This is a genomic window from Janthinobacterium lyxosi (genome assembly GCF_051380665.1).
Lineage (GTDB): Bacteria > Pseudomonadota > Gammaproteobacteria > Burkholderiales > Burkholderiaceae_D > Janthinobacterium.
On sequence record NZ_JBNYXM010000006.1, the window covers coordinates 110,371 to 127,659 of the forward strand.

The window sequence follows — 17,289 nt, forward strand, 5'->3', positions numbered from 1 at the left end:
AAGGCGCTGTCATGGGGGGCAGAATGGCGCTCAAGCCACCATCACACGCCGTTTGAGAAACACGCCGGTCACCGAGTGGACATCGTGCGTCAATTGCGCTGGCGTTCCCTGTGCCACGATCTGTCCACCCTTGCGGCCGGCGCCCGGCCCCATGTCGATGACCCAGTCGGCACGGGCGATGACATCCAGGTTGTGCTCGATCACGATGACCGTGCTGCCTTTGTCGACCAGGCGATCAAGCAAGGCGATGAGGCGCGCGACATCGGACATGTGCAGGCCGGTGGTGGGTTCGTCGAGAACGTAGACCTTGCCGTTATTCTCCAGCTCGGTCGCCAGCTTGATGCGCTGGCGCTCGCCGCCGGACAAGGTACTCAGCGGTTGGCCCAGCGCCAGATAATCGAGCCCGACCTCCATCACCCGCTGCAGCGTCTGACAGATCGCAGACTGTTCGGCGAAAAAGCTCCGTGCGCTCTCTATGGTGAGGCGCAATACTTCGTCGATATTCTTGCCACGATAGCTGAGCGCCAGCACTGCGTCGGTGTAGCGGCGGCCCTTGCAAACTTCGCACACGCTCGTGATCGCGTCCATGAAGGCCAGATCGAGATGCGTCTCTCCCAGGCCTTTGCAATTCGGGCAGGCGCCCGCCGAGTTGGCACTGAACAAGGAGGCATTCGACGCATTGGCCTGTGCGAACAGCCTGCGAATCGGATCGAGTATGCCGGTGTAGGTCGCAGTATTGGAGCGGCGCGAGCCGACCAGCGCGCCCTGATCGATGTAGACGATCGTGGGATAGCGCCGCATCAGTTCACCGCTGATCAGGCTGCTCTTGCCGGAACCCGCCACGCCAGTGACCACCGTCATCACACACTGGGGAATGTCGACGCTGACGTCCTTCAGATTATGCAGCCTGGCGTTGCGCAGTTGCAGATATCCCCTGGGCACGCGCACCTCGGCTTTCAATTCTGCGTGGCGATGCAGATAACGGCCGGTGAGCGTTTCCGCTTTGGCCAGGCCGCTCAGCGAACCCTGATACACGACCTCGCCGCCGCGCGTGCCGGCGCCAGGCCCCATGTCGATCACATGGTCGGCGATGGCGATTACGTCGGGGTCATGTTCGACTACGAGCACGGTATTGCCCTTGTCGCGCAACTGCCGCATGAGTCCGTTGAGCTGATCGACATCGCGCGGATGCAGGCCGATGCTGGGTTCATCGAGGATATACGTCATGTCGGTCAAGCTGCTGCCCAGATGGCGTATCATTTTGATGCGCTGCGATTCGCCGCCCGACATCGTCGCGGTCGGTCGGTCCAGGCTCAGGTAACCAAGCCCGATGGACACCAGGTTGTGCAGCCGCTCAAGGATAGCGGCGACCATCGTCGGCGCGCGTGGATCGTCGATGCCTTCGATGAACGGGATCAGATCGTCGATCTGCAAGTTCGCGCACTGGCCGATGTGCTTGCCACGGATCTGGCACGACAGGATAACGGAATTGAGCCGATAACCCTCACAGGCGCGACAAGGACCGCGCGTCACCACCGCCGCGACGGCTTCGCGCTCCTGTGGTTTAAGCTGGTCGATGTCTTTGGATAGATACGCCTTCTCGAAACGCGGCACCACGCCTTCGTATTTGGCGGTCGGCGGCCAGCCGGGCGGCGCGCCCTTCAGCGGCATTTCTTGCTGATGTAGCAACATTTGCAACTCGGCCTCGCTGTAGTGCCTGAGTTGTTTATCGTTGTCGAACAGCCCCGAGGTGACATAACGCTTCCAGCGGTAGCCGCCGACCGGGAAGCCGGGCAGTATCAAGGCGCCCTCGTTGAGCGAGCGCCCCTTGTCGAGCAACTTTTCCAGGTCCAGCATGGCGACGCTGCCCAAGCCCTGGCAGCTTGGGCACATGCCTTCGGGATGATTGAACGAAAAGACGTTGGAATAGCCGACGAAAGGCGTGCCAATGCGCGAATAGAGCAGCCGCAGCAAAGCATGGATGTCGGTGACCGTGCCGACGGTGGAACGCGCATTGCCGCCGAGCCGCTTCTGGTCGACGATGATTGCCGCCGATAGATTGCTGAGCGTATCGACATCGGGCTGGCCATAATGCGGCAGGCGATGGCGCACGAAGGACGAAAAGGTCTCGTTCAACTGGCGCTGCGACTCGGCGGCGACAGTATCGAAAACCAACGAGGATTTGCCTGAACCGGACACGCCGGTGAACACGGTGATGACCTTCTTGGGGATCTCCACACTGACATTTTTAAGATTGTGCTCGCGCGCGCCGACGATCTTGATGGGGGCTGGACGGTTGCGTAGCTTCTCTTTCAAGGCGCTCATGAATACTCCAACAAATAGTGTAAAAAGCGCCGAATCAGGGACATGGCCGGACGCTCACGACTGCGCGCGGCGAACACGTAACCGCACCATCACTCCCCGCATTGCACAAAACGACGATACCCAGCTTCCAGAAAGCGATTCTGGCGCCGGGGATCAGAGACAATGCGGCAGCACCAGAATGGCAGTGCCGCTGCGCATCATGTCCTTATTTTGTCTTTCCTTCTTCCTTGACCACCCCTTCCGGCAAGGCAAACGCCACCAGGCTATCGCCCATCTTCGTACCCAGCGAACCGTGGCCGCCAGCCATCACCACCACATATTGACGCCCCGTCTTGTCGGAAACATAGCTCATCGGCGTGGCCTGGCCGCCGGCCGGCAAGCGGGCTTTCCACACGGTCTTGCCGTTACGCACGTCGTAGCCACGGATGTAATAGTCGAGCGTGCTGCTGAGAAAGGCCACGCCGCCGCCCGTGGTACTCATGCCGCCCAGGCTGGGCACGCCCAGCGGCAAGGCGATGGGCACGGGAGCGCTGTCGCGCGTGGTGCCATTCTTGTGCATCCACACTTTTTTCATGGTGCGCAAGTCGACGGCGGCGATATAGCCCCAGGGCGGCGCCTGGCATGGGAAGCCCAGCGGCGACAGGAAGGGCTTGATTTCCACGGCAAACGGTACGCCCGTCTGCGGCTGCAAGCCCATTTCCGAACCCGTGCCGCCCTTCGCGTTGGCTTGCGCGCGCGGCACCAGGCGCTCCAGAAAGCCCATGTAGTCCGGATTGACCAGCAGCAACTGACGCACCGGATCGACGGCCGCCCCGCCCCACTCGAAGATGCCCAGCGGGCCCGGCGAGATGATGGCGCCCTTGATCTTGCCTTCGGCCACGGTTTGCGGCGTGAACGGCCCCTCATAACGGTGCTGGCGGAAGATGATGCGGCACGCCAGTTGGTCGAATGGCGTGGTGCCCCACATATCCGTTTCGCTGATGTTTTTCTCGGGCAGGAACGTCAGCGCCGAGAACGGCTGTGTGGGCGACAGTTTGTCGCCAGGGGCCGCGTTGGCGGTCGGCACGGGTTTTTCCGGCGCCGGCACCACCAGGCTGCCGTCGCGCCGGTCGATCACATAGATATCGCCGCGCTTGGTGGTTGCCACCACGGACGGCACCCGGCCTTTGGGCGTGTCGATGTCGACCAGGGTGGGCTGGCCGCCGATATCCATGTCCCATATATCGTGGTGCACGGTCTGATACACCCAGCGCACCTTGCCCGTTGCCAGGTCCAGCGCGACGATGGCGCTATTGTATTTTTCGCCATGGGGATTGCGGTTACCGCCCCAGGTGTCGGGGGTTTCATTGCCCATCGGGATGTACACCATGCCCAGCTTTTCATCCACGCTGGACACGCCCCAGGAATTGGGCGAATTGTTGGTATAGGTCTTGCCATCGGCAATCGGCGCCGTGTCGTCCGGGTTCGAGGCATCCCAGTTCCACATCAGCTTGCCAGTGACGGGATCGTAGCCACGTATCACGCCTGACGGTTCTTCCGTGGAAAAGTTGTCCGTCACGCTGGCCGCCATCACCACCACGTTCTGCGCCACGGCCGGCGGCGACGTGGGCATCAAAAAGCCCCGCTTCTTCATGCCCATGCCGTGGTACAGGCCGATCACCCCGTTTTCGCCGAAGCTTTTGCACGCTTCGCCCGTATCGGCATTCACGGCGATCAAGGTGGCATCCATGGTGGGCGCGAAGATGCGGCGCGGGCACTCCATGCCGGCCGCCTGCGGCGCCGGATCATCCTTGGCGCGGCCCGCGTTGACATCCCAGTACGCCACGCCGCGGCAGATCATGTGCTGGTAGCTGGATGCGTCGCGGTTGATCTTCGGATCGTGGCGCCACAGCTCCTTGCCCGTGTCCGTGTCCAGCGCGATGACGATGTTATGCGGCGTGCACAGGTACAGCATGCCGTTCACTTTCAGGGGCGTGACTTCGTTGGCGATCTCGCCCGGATCGTTCGGCCCCTTGAAGTCGCCCGTGTTGTAGACCCACGCCTGTTTCAGCTGCGAAGCATTGGCCGGCGTGATCTGCGCGGCCGGTGCGTAGCGGTCGCCATAGCCGGAGCGTCCATACGCGGCCCAGTCGTTGGGCGCCACGCCGGGCGCGAAATCGCCTTGCGGCGTGGCCGCCATGTTTTCAGCCGGCACTTCGCCGTGCAAGGTGGTGTAATCCTGGAACAGGGAAAACACGCCCACGGCCGCCGTCAGCACCACGGCAGCAGCCAGGGCGCTCTTGCCCGCGTCGCGCGGTTTCGCGCCACTGGCCAGGGCCGGCGTCAGCCGGCGGTCGATAAACGGCAGCAGCAGCCAGACGGCGGCGGCAAACCAGATATCTAGGCGCGGCAGCAATTGCCACCAGTCGAACTTCACTTCGATGACGGACCAGATCAGGGTGGCGAACAGCAGCAGCGCAAGGAACAGCTGGGCGCTGCGCCGCCCTTTCCACACCAGCGCACCGGCGACCAGCATGCCGATACCGGCCACGACGTAATACCAGGAACCGCCAAGGCTGACGAGCCAGGCGCCGCCCCCAAGGAGCGCTAGGCCCAGCAAGATGAAGATGACTGCGGTGATGATAAGCAAGGGTCCAGACCGGGCAGAGGCAGTCATGATGCTCCTTTACAAGAGTCAATCGGCGGCACGCGCCTGCGCACCGTATTTAATGGCGATCAAGGAAATTACATCTTTTCACTAATTGACCAAGCGTGGCACACGCCAGAACGCAATATCCACGCGGTGTTGCTTTTCATCACACCCATCCTCCGCTCAGTCCGTTCTTCATCGGCGACTTCAAAAAAACAAAATAAATCATATGAATAACAAATTTCTCGAATAAATCAAATTTTTATCGTAAAATGAAAAAAACGAACTATGACAAACGATTTTCCCGATTTTCAACCTTCACGTGGAGCGGCACCCATCATGACTATCGCCCAACGCCTGTATGCATTGATACTCTCCGCCGTCCTGGGACTGGCCGCCCTGGCGGGCGTCGGCATGTATGAAATGGACCGCGTGTACACGGCGGCCAGCTATGCCACGGTCAACACCGTTCCCAGCCTGCTGACCTTGAACCAGACTTTCGTGCCCTTCACACAGATGCGCACGGCCGTCTGGCAGCACGTGGCCAGCAAGGATGCCGCCATGCGCGACAAGCTGGAAGCGGGCATCAAGCAAGCGCGTGCGGCAGTCGACCAGGCGCTCGACAAGTATGAAAAGGAAAACCTTTCTGATGAGCAAGACAAAGCGCTGCTGGCCACGGACCGTGCCGTACTGTTGCGCTACGATGCCGTGCGCGACAAGGTACTGGCCCTGTCGAAGGCGGGTGAACTCGACGCGGCGCGCGACTTGCTGATGCAGAACCAGCCCATCATCAAGGAACTGGTCGACGCCCTTGCCGCCCACCACCGCTACAACGAAAGCCTGGCCGCCAGGGGCGCGGCCGACGGCGCGGCCGCCGCTGACAGTGCGCGCTGGATCTCCATCAGCCTGGCCCTGGTCGTGACGGTACTGGTGGCCGGCATGGGCCTGCTGCTGGCGCGGCGCATCGTCGCCTCGCTGACCACCGCCATCGGCGTGGCCCGCACCATCGCAGGCGGCGATCTCAGCGTGCAGGTCCACGCCAGTTCGAACGACGAGGTGGGTCAGTTGATGACAGCCATGGCCGAGATGAGCGAGAGCCTGGTGCGCATCGTCTCCGAAGTGCGCTCCGGCACGGAGACCATCAACACGGCCTCGAGCGAGATAGCGGCAGGCAACCTGGACCTGTCGGCACGCACGGAACAGCAGGCCGGTTCGCTGGAAGAAACCGCCTCGGCCATGGAAGAACTGACGGCCACCGTGCGGCAAAACTCGGACAACGCCCGCCAGGCCAAACAAATGGCTGTCAGCGCCTCGGACAAGGCGGTGCGGGGCGGCGAGGTGATGGGCGACGTCATCCGCACCATGGAAGCGATCGACAGCTCATCCAACAAGATCGCCGACATCATCGGCGTCATCGACGGCATCGCCTTCCAGACCAACATCCTGGCCCTGAATGCGGCCGTGGAAGCGGCGCGGGCCGGGGAACAAGGACGCGGTTTTGCCGTCGTGGCGACCGAAGTGCGCAACCTGGCGCACCGTTCGGCGGCCGCGGCCAAGGAAATCAAGGCACTCATCAGCGACTCCGTCGAGCAGGTGGAACAAGGTGGCAAGCTGGTCCAGCAGGCCGGCGCGGCAATGACGGATGTGGTCGACACGGTACGCAGCGTCACCGACATCGTCAGCGAAATCTCGGCCGCCAGCGCGGAGCAAAGCACGGGCATCGACGAAATCAACCGCGCCATCACGCAGATGGATGAAGTCACGCAGCAGAATGCGGCCCTGGTCGAAGAAGCGGCGGCGGCATCGCAATCGCTGCAGGAGCAGGCGGGCAACCTGGCCAGCGTGGTGGGCGCCTTCAAGCTGGCGCATGGCCAGGCAAACGCGGCGCAACAGAGCACGCCGGTGCGCCATGCCCCAGCGGCCAAGCCGCCTGCACCGCGCAAGACGGCGCCGCTCAAGCTGGTCGCGCGGCGCGACCCCGGCCCGGCCCGCAGTGCGGCCAGCACCGGTGCCGGCGGCGACTGGGAAGAATTCTGAAGCCACCGCCACGCAGGATCACTGGCATCGATCGCCCTGGAGCATCGCCATGACAACCGTTTTCAACCACTCTCACTGCATGCAGGCATTGCCATGAACGCCTTCCTCGCCGTCCATCCCTACCTTCGCTGCGACGACGTCTCGCTGATGCGGCCGGCGCTGGCCCTGGCAGGCCTGCTGTTGCTGCTGGCCGCCCTGCTCTGGCGCCGCCTCCGCTGGCGCCAGGCCGGCCGCGCGCCGGCTGCCGATCTGCATCAACTGCTGCAAACGCGCAGGGTCACCCAGCCGGCCAAGGCGGCAGACACGGCGCCGCCACAGCCCCTGCCCGAAGCGCTGGACACGCCGCCGTTCGAGCTGGCCCGCCTGGATGCCATGTTCGGCTACGACCGGCGCCTGCAGGGTGAGATTCTGGCCCTGTTCGTGGCCGAGACACGCGACCGCCTGGCCGGCATCGCCCATGCGCTGCGCTGCGAACGCCCCGCCCCGGCACGCGTGCTGGCACAGGAAATTCTCGACAGCAGCCACGCCATGGGACTGCTCCCACTGCAGACCCTGGCGCGCCAGGCCGTGCATGCGGGCTTTTCCAATGATATCGGCGCGCTACGCCGCCTGCATGCGGACCTGCTGATGGCGCTCGACGTGCTGTCGCAAGCGGTCACGGCCCTGCAAACAGGCGCCGCGCAGGCGGATGACTGCAGCGGCATCGGGAGCCGGCCATGAATGCGCACATCGCTCTGGCGAGCCGGCTCGGCGGCGCCATCCTGCCCTCGCCCGCTTGGCGGCGCCACTGGCTGGCGACGCTGTGCCAGCAGCAGGTAGCGTTCGATGAGCTGGCCGAACAACTCGGCTGCGATCCGGCCCTGACCGGCAAGCTCATCGGCCTGGCGAACGCCGCCGTGCCACCGGGCGAGCGCGTGCATGCGGCAGTCGACGCCGCGATGCTGGCCGCCATCAGCCTGCCCGCCCTGCGCCAGGCGTTCGCCATCCCGGCCCTGCCAGCGGCCACCTGTGCGCACTTCGACGAGCAGCGATTCTGGTCGCACTCGCAGGCCATGGCCTGCGCCGCCCGCGTGGCGGGCGATGCGCTGCAACTGGCGCCGGCCAAAGAGCTGTACACATGCGGCTTGCTGGCCAACATCGGCCAACTGGCCCTGGCCATGCTGCATCCGCAAGCGTATGGACAACTGCTGGACCAGCACGGCAGCGCTGCCAGGGAGCTGCTGCTGTGCGAAGAATCACGGCGCTTCGGCCACCATCAACTGGCGCTGTCAGCCAGCCTCATGCGGGGCTGGGGCATGCCGGACATCCTGTGCGACGCCGTGCGCTGCCATGCCGCGCCGCCCGGCTTCGGGCAGTCCGGACGCATGACAGACCTGGCCTGGCTGCTGAAACTGGCCAGCAGTTTCGCCGACCTGATACTGCGCAATGGCGTGGGGCCGCGCGGGCCGGCCATGGCCGCCGCGCGGGTACTGGGTCTGGATGCGGAACACATGGAAACCCTGCTGCGCCACAGTAACGCGGAGTGGAGCGAATGGCGCGCGATCCTGGAGCCGCACGCCCATCTTGCCCCCTGCCGTACTCGCACGCGCACCAGAGTCCGGCCCGCCGCACAGCAGGTTTCTAGTGAATTTATCTAATTTGTTGAAATTGATTTTTTGAGCGTGATTGCGTATCATTCCATTCAACTTCACCCTCGAGCATAAAGTTCATCATGCACACTGCAGACGTATGCACTACCCAAAAGGCCGCCGAAATCCTCGGCATCTCGGTCACATCGGTGCAGCAATTGGTCGAGGCCGGCGTTATCGAAGCCTGGAAGACCAAGGGCGGCCACCGGCGCATTCCCCTCGCGGCCGTCGAGGCCTACAAGGGCAATCCCGGCCAGGACCAGCGCGCGGCACGGGCCAACCGCCCCGCCCCATCGGGGCGCCCGCCGTCCATTCTGGTGATCGAAGACAATCCGATCGAACGCGCGCTGTATGAAAAGCAGATCGGTTCATGGGGCTTGCAGGCAAGCTTGCGCTTTTGCGAGAACGGCTACCAGGCGCTGATGGAAATCGCCCGCGACCAGCCCGACATCCTGCTGGCCGACATCATCATGGAAGGCATCGATGGCTACGAAGTGATCCGCACCATCCTGGCCGACCCGCTGCTGGCTGACATGCATATCGCCATGCTGTCGAGCCTGACGCCGGAGGAACTGGAAGAACGCGGTGGCGTGCCGCCCGGCGTGGTGTTCTTTGCCAAGCCCGTCAATTACGACGAGTTGCGCGGCTACCTGCGCGCCTGCTGCGCCGGCCATGCGCGGCGCAACAGCCTGGCCGCCTAGCCTGCCGCCGCTTCCCCTCTTGCCCCTTGCCACGGAGCCGCCATGCCAGCCTATCGCCACATCGATCCAGCCGTGCTGTTCCAGGCCACCGGCCATGACCTGGAGATGTTCCGCGCCCTGTCCCAGACCTACCTCGACACGTCGCCAGCCATGTTTGCGCGCGTGGAGCAGGCCGTGCGCAGCGGCGCGGCGCAGGCCATCGTGCATAGCTGCCATACCTTGCGCGGTACCGTGGCCCTGCTGGGCGCCGGCGCGCTGGTGGCGCGCCTGGCGGAGCTGGAGCAACTGGTGCGCCACCAGGGTGTGGCGGCCGCCGGCTGGCTGGCGGAAACGGCGGCGCTGCTCGGCGCAGTGGAGCAGGAGGTACGCCGCAGCATGCTTGACTACACGGGCGCGCAGGCATGAACGCACGCCAGGCCGTCTTGCGCCTGGCGCACCGCTATCGGCCGCGCACCACGGCGGCTATCGTGGGCCTGGTGCTGGTGGGCCTGCTGGCGCTGAGCATCGTCGCCTCCGGCGTGCTGCTGCACCGCGAAGCCATCGATGACTGGAAACAGGACCTGTCCAGGCTGTCGCTGCTGCTGGCGGAAAACACGGCGCAAAGCATGACGGCGGCCCGCCTGGTGCTCGACAGTGTCAGCAACGACATCCTGGCCACGGCCCCAGTGGACGCGCACGCGCTGGCCGCCGCCGTCGGCACCCCGGCCATGCACCAGATGCTGCTGCACAAGATCAGCGGCGTGCCGCAAGTGGACGTCGTGTCCATCGTCGGCAGCGATGCCAGCGTACTGGCCTTCAGCCGCGCCTATCCCGCGCCATCCATCCGCCTCGACGAGCGCGATTACTTCGAGTATCACCGGCGCCACCCGGACGGCGGCATGCATGTCAGCGCGCCCGTGCAAAACAAGGGCAATGGCGCCTGGACCTTCTATATCAGCCGGCGCATCAGCGGGCCGGACGGCCGCTTCCTGGGCGTGGTGCTGGTGGGCCTGTCGTGCGACTTCTTCAGCAAATTCTTCCAGAGCACCAGCATCGGCGAACACACGGCCTTTTCCCTGTACCGTAGCGACTACACGCTGCTGGCCCGCTGGCCGGCCGTGCCCGCCATGATGGGCAAGCGCAACCTGACGGGCAGCACCTACCGCCTGCTGGAACAAGGCAAGACCGATGGCGTGCTGCAGGTGGACTCGCCGCGCGCGGCCGAGCAGGGGCGCATGGTCGACCGCCTGGCCGGCATACGGCTGGTGCGCGACTATCCGCTGGCCATCAACGTGACCATTACCGACGACGTCTACCTGGCGGCCTGGCGGCGCATGCTGCGCACCATGGGCGGCGCAGCGGTCATCAGCCTGCTCGTGCTGGCCCTGGCCATCGCGCTGATCATGGCCCTGCTGCGGCGCCAGGAGCGCGACGAGGCCATGGCGCTGGCGCTGCAAGCGCGCGCGGAAGCGGCGAACGCCGCCAAGTCGCGCTTCCTGGCCATCATGCGCCACGAGATCCGCACGCCCATGGCCGAACTGCTGCAGGAAACCGAACTCGGTGCCTCTCAGCAACAATATGCGCAGCGCATCGGCGATGGCGTGCAGCACCTGATGCGCATCCTGAACGACATTCTCGACCTGTCCAAGGTGGAGGCAGGCCAGATGGGCATCGAGCTGCGCGACTTCGACCCGCGTCTGCTGCTCGACGACGTGCTGGCACTGCACCGCCCGCAAGCCGACGGCAAGAAGTTGCACCTTGTCAGCGAAATCGGCAACAGCGTGCCGCAACGGGTGTGCTCGGATCGCACGCGCCTCGCGCAAATCCTCGGCAACCTGCTCAGCAATGCCATCAAATTTACGCCCTCCGGCAGCGTGACCGTGCGCCTGCACCTGGAAGCGGCTACACCGGACGGCGCCAGCGCCTGCCTCGTCGCCAGCGTCAACGACCAGGGCATCGGCATGAGCCAGCAGCAGCTGAGCCGCATCTTCGAGCCGTTTTGCCAGGCCGACGACAGCATCGGCGGCGCCTATGGCGGCACGGGACTGGGTCTGAGCATCTGCAAGTACCTGGTGGCGCTGCTGGGCGGCGAGATTTTCTGCAGCAGCGCGCCCGGCGCCGGTTCCCGCTTCACCGTGCGTATTCCCTGCCAGGCGGCCCAGGCGGCAGCCGCTGCCACGCCGGAGCCTGAGACGGCGCCAGCGCCGCCCGCCGAAGCCATACCGGTCTCGGCATCGGCATCGGTGCCGGGCGCGCGCATCCTGCTGGTCGAGGATACGGCGCTGAACCGCCAGCTGGTGTGCCTGCAGCTGGCCGCCCGCGGCTACAGCATCGACACGGCGGAGAACGGCGCACTGGGCCTGCAAGCACTGGCCGCGCAGCAGTACGACCTGGTCCTGATGGACTGCATGATGCCCGTCATGGATGGCTACCAGGCTTGCCAGGCCCTGCGTGCCCGCGAAACGGCCAGCGGCGCGGCGCGCCTGCCCGTCATCGCCCTGACGGCCGGCGTTACCGAGGACGACCGGCAGCGCTGCTTGGCGGCCGGCATGGACGATTATCTGTCCAAGCCCTTTACGGCCGCCCAGCTGCGCGCGATAGTGGACCATTGGCTGACCCGCCAGGCGGCAATGCGCTAGCCACCCAGGCCGGCGATGAATACAACACTTCTGCATAAAAATCAATTTATTCGATAAAATCAATTATATTCGCTATAATTGGCAGATCAACGCACCAGTGACGCCGGGCATCCGCGCATAGTGGCAGACCTGGCAGACCTGGCGGAGGCAGCATGCGGGAGTACAGAAACTGGAAGGCCATGGCCTGGGAGGGTTGGCAGGGCTGGCAGGGCTGGGATACGCGCAGCCTGCTGTCGCTCTTCATGGCGGTCCTGCTGGCGGGGCTATGGAGCATCACCGTGCTGCAATTGCAGCGCGCGCACGCCGCCGCCATCACCGATGCCGGGCGCGATGCGCGCAGCATGGCGCGCGTCTTCGACGAACACGCGATCCGCACGATCGAGGCGGCGGACCAGGCTGTCACCTACCTGCGCAGCCGCTACCAGGCGCTGGGCAAGCGCCTCGACATCGTGGCGGACCTGCAGCAAGGTCTCAATCCCGGCCCCCTGTACAACCTGTTTACCATCGTCGACGAACGGGGCGACACTGTGCTGTCGAGCCACCCCTTCAAACCGACCAAGCTGGCCGACCGCGAGCACATCCGGGTACACATGCAGCGCGACAGCGGCGAACTGTATATCAGCAAGCCGGTACTGGGCCGCGTGTCGAAAAAATGGTCGATCCAGATGACGCGCCGCATCAACCATGCCGATGGCCGCTTCAAGGGCGTGGTGGTGGTCTCGATGGACCCGTATTACTTTACACGCCTGTACGACGAAGTCGACCTGGGCGACAACAGCTCGATCACGCTCGTCGGCAGCGACGGCGTGGTGCGCGCGCGCCGGGTCGGCGCCGTCAACACCATCGGCCAGGATGTCGGCGGCAGCAAGGTATTTGCATTGATGCAAGGTAACACGCGGGGCAGCTTCACCGAGCGCAGTCCTGTCGACGGCACACTGCGCATTTACGCCTTCGAAAAACTCGCCAACTACCCGCTCTACATGCTGGTCGGACTGGACCGCGACACGGTATTGGCCGACTACGTCTCGCGCCGCAACCAGGCCTTGCTGATGGCCGCCGTCACGAGCGCGCTGATCGTGCTGTCCTGGGCTGCGCTGGCGCTGCTGATCGGCCGCCTGGTCGACAGCCGCGCCAGGGCCATCGCCGCCAGCGAGGCCAAGTCGCGCTTCCTGTCGAACATGTCGCATGAATTGCGCACGCCCCTGAATGGCATCCTGGGGTTCTCCGAGCTGCTGCTGGAGCAGCTGCGCGAGCCGGAACAGGCCGCCTACGCGCAAACGATACAGGACAGCGGCCGCCAATTGCTGGCCATGGTTGAGGCGGCGATGGAACTGAGCGCGCTCGAAAACGACCAAGTGCGGCTGGAGTCTGCCGCCGTGCCGCTGGACCAGCTGCTGGCGCTGGCGCTGGCGCCGCACCGGCAGCGCGCGGCGCACAAGGGCCTGCTGCTGGCCGCGCATGTCGCGCCCGCAACGCCGCTCAGCATCGATTGCGACCGCGTCCGCCTGGTGCGCGTGCTCGATATCCTGCTCGACAATGCCATCCGTTACACGTCCGCAGGGCGGGTCGATGTGCACGTCATGCTCAGTGGCGCGGACTTGCAGATCGAGGTGCGCGATACGGGCATCGGCATCGCGCAGGCGCAGCAAGCCGATATCTTCGACAAATTCTCGCAGGCGGACGACTCGCCAAGCCGCGCCCATGGTGGCGCCGGCATGGGCCTGGCCATCGCGCGCCAGCTCGTCACCTTGATGGGCGGCAGTATCGGCGTGGCATCCGCACCGGGCCACGGCGCCGCCTTCCGCCTGCGCCTGCCACTGGGCGGCACGACCCGCGCGATGGCGGCGGACGGCAAATTGACCACACTATCGCATGCATAGTCGTACGCTAACGTTGTTATCCATCCCTATCGGGTATAGCATCGCCCCATGACCTACCATACAGATGCGGCGGCGGTACGCAGAGAATGGATCGAATGGCTGTTTTTACTCCTCGGGCTGCTCCTCGTGGCTACCGTCCTTGCCTACGCGCATCTGGCCGAAGCCTCGCGGCACGACGCGGCCGAGCGTGAACGGCTCAGCGTGCTGACGGCACTGTTGGCAAAAAATATCGAAGTCGACCTGGCAGCGACCAACCTGGTGCTCGACGGCGTGATCCGCGACTATCTTGGCGCCGGTGCCGCGGCGGACTCCGGGCAAGCCCTGCCGCGGCGCCTGGCCGCGCTGGTCGACGCCATGCCGGGCGTGCGCACCATGCTGGTCATCGATGCGAAGGGCAAGCCGATCGCCACCAACATCCCGGAACTGGCCGACCAGGATTTTTCGCGCCGCGGCTACTTCCAGACGGCGCGCGACGCCCCTGATGCGCGCATGCTGTACATCTCGGCGCCCTTCCTGTCCTTCAAGCGTGACCTGGTCATCACGGCGTCGCGCATGGTGCAAGACCGGCAGGGCAGCTTTGCCGGCGTGGTGGTGGCCACCCTCGATCCTGAATACTTCACGGCCAAGTTCCGCACCGCCATGTATGCCCCCGACATCTGGGCCGTGGTGCTGCATGGCGATGGCCGGCAATTCCTGAACTATCCCGCCAGGGCTGCCAATGGCGGCAATGTGGATGTCCCCGGCAGCTTCCTGCGGCGCTTCCGCGACAGCGGCTACCAGGCTGGCGTCCTGAGCGGCGTCGAGATTGCCGGCGCCGCCACACCCCGCATCATGGCCATGGCGACCATCGCGCCTCCCGCACTGCACATGGACCGTGCCATCATCATCGGCCTGAGCCGCGAAGAGGCGGCCATCGCCGCCCCGCTGCGGCGGCAGGCACTGGCCTACGTCCTCTGCTTTGGCATGCTGGCGCTGGCCGGGGCCAGCCTGTTGTTCTGGAGCCAGCGGCGGCGCCGGCAGCAGGCCGCCTGGCATGCGGAACAGGAAATGGAGCGCCAGTCCATGCAAGCCGTGTCCGACAGCGAAACGCGCTTTCGCACGCTGATCGAAGATGCGCCCGTGGCCATCGCCATCCTGCGCCACGGCCGCTTCATCTACTCGAATCCCCGCTACCGCAGGCTGCACGGCTACACGGAGGACGACGATCTGAACGGCCTGCCCTGGTCCGCCATGATTTCCGCGCAATCGCAGGCGGCACTGGCCACCAACGAAGCGCTGATCGAGGCGGACTCACCCAGCGAACAGGTGTTCGAAGCCATCGGCCTGGACAAGCAGGGCCTTCCCGTGCCCATGTTCAAGACCACCACGCGCGTGATGCTCAAGGATGGACCGGCCACGCTGATCTTTGCACAGGATATTTCCGCGCAAAAGCAGGCCGAAGAGGCCATGCTGCTGGCGCGCGATGTGGCCGAAGCGGCCAACCGCAGCAAGGCGGAATTCCTCGCCAACATGAGCCATGAAATCCGCTCGCCGCTCAACGCCATCCTCGGCATGGCGTGGCTGCTGGAACGGAGCAGCCTGGATGGGGAAGGACTCATGATGACGCGCAAGATCCGCTCCGCCGGCCAGTCCTTGCTGGGCATCATCAACGACGTGCTCGACGTGTCGAAAATCGAGGCGGGCCACATGACCATCGAGCAGGCGCCGTTCCGCCTGGCCGAGGTGATCGAGAAAATTGCCGCCAGCATGGGCATTGCCGCGCTTGACAAGCCGATCGCCGTGCGCATCGGGCCGCTACCCGATGGTGTGGACCAGGTGCTGGGCGACGCGCTGCGGCTGGAACAGGTGCTGCTCAACCTGACCAGCAATGCCATCAAGTTCACGGCGCAAGGCACGGTCGAGCTGGTGTCCACACTGGAGCGCCGCGACGGCGCCGCCGCGGTGCTGCGTTTCAGCGTGCGCGACACGGGCATCGGCGTCGCTCCCGAAGTGCAGGAGACGATCTTTTCCGCCTTCGCCCAGGCCGACACATCCACCACGCGCCGCTTCGGCGGCACGGGCCTGGGCCTGACCATCTGTCGCCAGCTGGTCAGCCTGATGGGCGGCTCGCTGCGCCTGAAAAGCGGCCTGGGCCAGGGCAGCGACTTCAGTTTCACCGTGCCGCTGCAACTGATGCCCGCCGGCCCCCCGTCCTCGCCCGACATGCAAGCCTTGCATGCCCTGCTGGTCGATGCCAACGCCGACAGGCGCGATGCCGTTGCCGCCGTGGCGCGCGGCCTGGGCTGGAGCGTGCATGCCGTGGCCGGCGGGCGGGCGGCCCTCGACCATGCGCTGGCCTGCGCCGAGGGCGCGCGGCCCGGCGTCGTCCTGCTGGCCGCGCGCATGCCGGAGCTGGATGGCGAAGCCACGGCACGCGCGCTGCGCGAACACCTGCCACCGCAGGAATGCCCCATCATTATCCTGGCGGCCAGCGGCGCGCCAGCCACGCGGCCAGCGCGGCGCCATACCGACCCGGCCGATCCGGCCGACGCCGTCCTCAACGAACCGGTGACGGCTTCCAGCCTGTACAACGCGACGATGGACGCGCGCCGGCAGCGCGCCAGGGCCGCCGGCCAGGACACCAGTCTTGTGCCGCTGGAAGAACGCCAGCTCGCCGGCGTGCGCGTGCTGGTGGTCGACGACAGCGACATCAACCGCGATGTGATCAAGCATATCCTGTGCGACCAGGGGGCCGTGCCGTCGTTCGCCTGCGATGGCCAGCAGGCGCTGGACTGGCTGCTGGCCCACCCCGCCGCCGTCGACATCGTGCTGATGGACGTGCAGATGCCCGTCATGGACGGCTTGCAGGCGACGCGCGCGCTGCGCCAGCTGCCGCAATTTCAGGACCTGCCCGTGGTGGCGCTGACGGCCGGGGCGTTCCAGACACAGCGCACGGCGGCACTGGAAGCGGGCGTGAACCATTTCATCAGCAAACCGTTCGACGTGCCGCAAACCATCGCCCTGATCGCGCGCGCACACCGGCGTCATGCACAAGGGCTACCGGCCATGGCCGAAGCGGCGATGCCCGTGGTGCCGTGCGGTGCGGCATCCGTTATCGACCTGGCGCAAGGCATGGCGCAGTGGCTCGATGAGGCGCCTTACCGCCAGCATCTGTCGCGCTTTGGCAACACCTACCGCAACACGGTGGGCGCCATGCGCGCGCTGCTGGCGGCCAACGCACGCGGCGACGCTGCCGCGCTGGCGCACAAGCTGGCGGGCGAGGCTGGCAGTCTGGCCCTGCCCGCCACCCTGCAGGCCGCGCAGCAAGCAGAACAGTTGCTGCACGCCGGCGACGATGCGTCAGCCGCGCTTGTTACACTGGAACAGGCCCTGGCGCACGCCATCGATGCCATCGCTGCCTTCACGACGCAGACGCCCCCACCCGGCCAGCCGGCCATGCCAGAAACTCAGCATGGCAGTGCATGCCAATGA

General features: G+C 65.4%; 10 protein-coding genes. 8 read left to right on the top strand and 2 right to left on the bottom strand.

The features are described from left to right. Positions 1-30: 30 nt before the first annotated feature. Complete coding sequence (locus ACQ4WP_RS07945; protein ID WP_436519466.1) at positions 31-2,325, bottom strand: ATP-binding cassette domain-containing protein; 2,295 nt, start codon at positions 2,323-2,325, stop codon at positions 31-33. Positions 2,326-2,530: 205 nt separating this feature from the next. Then, the gene (locus ACQ4WP_RS07950; RefSeq protein WP_436519467.1) at positions 2,531-4,981 is read right to left on the bottom strand and encodes a membrane-bound PQQ-dependent dehydrogenase, glucose/quinate/shikimate family; all 2,451 of its coding nucleotides are present in this window, start codon (positions 4,979-4,981) and stop codon (positions 2,531-2,533) included. A gap of 312 nt (positions 4,982-5,293) precedes the next feature. Here ACQ4WP_RS07950 and ACQ4WP_RS07955 point away from each other — a divergent pair, with 312 nt between their 5' ends. The 8 genes from ACQ4WP_RS07955 (at position 5,294) to ACQ4WP_RS07990 (ending at position 17,289) form a co-directional block, all read left to right on the top strand. Then, positions 5,294-6,991, top strand: coding sequence for a methyl-accepting chemotaxis protein (locus ACQ4WP_RS07955; protein WP_436519468.1), 1,698 nt, complete (start codon positions 5,294-5,296; stop codon positions 6,989-6,991). Positions 6,992-7,084: 93 nt separating this feature from the next. After that, positions 7,085-7,711, top strand: a complete 627-nt coding sequence (locus ACQ4WP_RS07960; protein ID WP_436519469.1) for a hypothetical protein — start codon at positions 7,085-7,087, stop codon at positions 7,709-7,711. Continuing rightward, positions 7,708-8,628 (top strand): HDOD domain-containing protein, encoded by a 921-nt coding sequence (locus tag ACQ4WP_RS07965; RefSeq protein ID WP_436519470.1) that lies wholly within the window; start codon positions 7,708-7,710, stop codon positions 8,626-8,628. Before ACQ4WP_RS07960 ends, ACQ4WP_RS07965 begins: the two co-directional genes overlap by 4 nt. A gap of 74 nt (positions 8,629-8,702) precedes the next feature. Beyond that, positions 8,703-9,320: a response regulator gene (locus ACQ4WP_RS07970; RefSeq protein ID WP_436519471.1), complete on the top strand. Its 618-nt coding sequence runs from the start codon at positions 8,703-8,705 to the stop codon at positions 9,318-9,320. Positions 9,321-9,362: 42 nt separating this feature from the next. Then, positions 9,363-9,725, top strand: a complete 363-nt coding sequence (locus tag ACQ4WP_RS07975; RefSeq protein WP_436519472.1) for an Hpt domain-containing protein — start codon at positions 9,363-9,365, stop codon at positions 9,723-9,725. Continuing rightward, on the top strand, positions 9,722-11,938 hold the full coding sequence (locus ACQ4WP_RS07980; RefSeq protein ID WP_436519473.1) for a hybrid sensor histidine kinase/response regulator: 2,217 nt from the start codon (positions 9,722-9,724) through the stop codon (positions 11,936-11,938). The genes ACQ4WP_RS07975 and ACQ4WP_RS07980 overlap by 4 nt, the downstream gene beginning before the upstream one ends. 179 nt (positions 11,939-12,117) lie before the next feature. After that, complete coding sequence (locus tag ACQ4WP_RS07985; RefSeq protein WP_436519474.1) at positions 12,118-13,818, top strand: sensor histidine kinase; 1,701 nt, start codon at positions 12,118-12,120, stop codon at positions 13,816-13,818. 48 nt (positions 13,819-13,866) lie between these two features. Continuing rightward, complete coding sequence (locus ACQ4WP_RS07990; RefSeq protein ID WP_436519475.1) at positions 13,867-17,289, top strand: response regulator; 3,423 nt, start codon at positions 13,867-13,869, stop codon at positions 17,287-17,289.

What these genes read in the sequence shown, in the direction of transcription:
- ACQ4WP_RS07945 (WP_436519466.1), bottom strand. Translation starts at nt 2,325, where the DNA reads ATGAGCGCCTTGAAAGAGAAGCTACGCAACCGTCCAGCCCCCATCAAG.
- ACQ4WP_RS07950 (WP_436519467.1), bottom strand. Translation starts at nt 4,981, where the DNA reads ATGACTGCCTCTGCCCGGTCTGGACCCTTGCTTATCATCACCGCAGTC.
- ACQ4WP_RS07955 (WP_436519468.1), top strand. Translation starts at nt 5,294, where the DNA reads ATGACTATCGCCCAACGCCTGTATGCATTGATACTCTCCGCCGTCCTG.
- ACQ4WP_RS07960 (WP_436519469.1), top strand. Translation starts at nt 7,085, where the DNA reads ATGAACGCCTTCCTCGCCGTCCATCCCTACCTTCGCTGCGACGACGTC.
- ACQ4WP_RS07965 (WP_436519470.1), top strand. Translation starts at nt 7,708, where the DNA reads ATGAATGCGCACATCGCTCTGGCGAGCCGGCTCGGCGGCGCCATCCTG.
- ACQ4WP_RS07970 (WP_436519471.1), top strand. Translation starts at nt 8,703, where the DNA reads ATGCACACTGCAGACGTATGCACTACCCAAAAGGCCGCCGAAATCCTC.
- ACQ4WP_RS07975 (WP_436519472.1), top strand. Translation starts at nt 9,363, where the DNA reads ATGCCAGCCTATCGCCACATCGATCCAGCCGTGCTGTTCCAGGCCACC.
- ACQ4WP_RS07980 (WP_436519473.1), top strand. Translation starts at nt 9,722, where the DNA reads ATGAACGCACGCCAGGCCGTCTTGCGCCTGGCGCACCGCTATCGGCCG.
- ACQ4WP_RS07985 (WP_436519474.1), top strand. Translation starts at nt 12,118, where the DNA reads ATGGCCTGGGAGGGTTGGCAGGGCTGGCAGGGCTGGGATACGCGCAGC.
- ACQ4WP_RS07990 (WP_436519475.1), top strand. Translation starts at nt 13,867, where the DNA reads ATGACCTACCATACAGATGCGGCGGCGGTACGCAGAGAATGGATCGAA.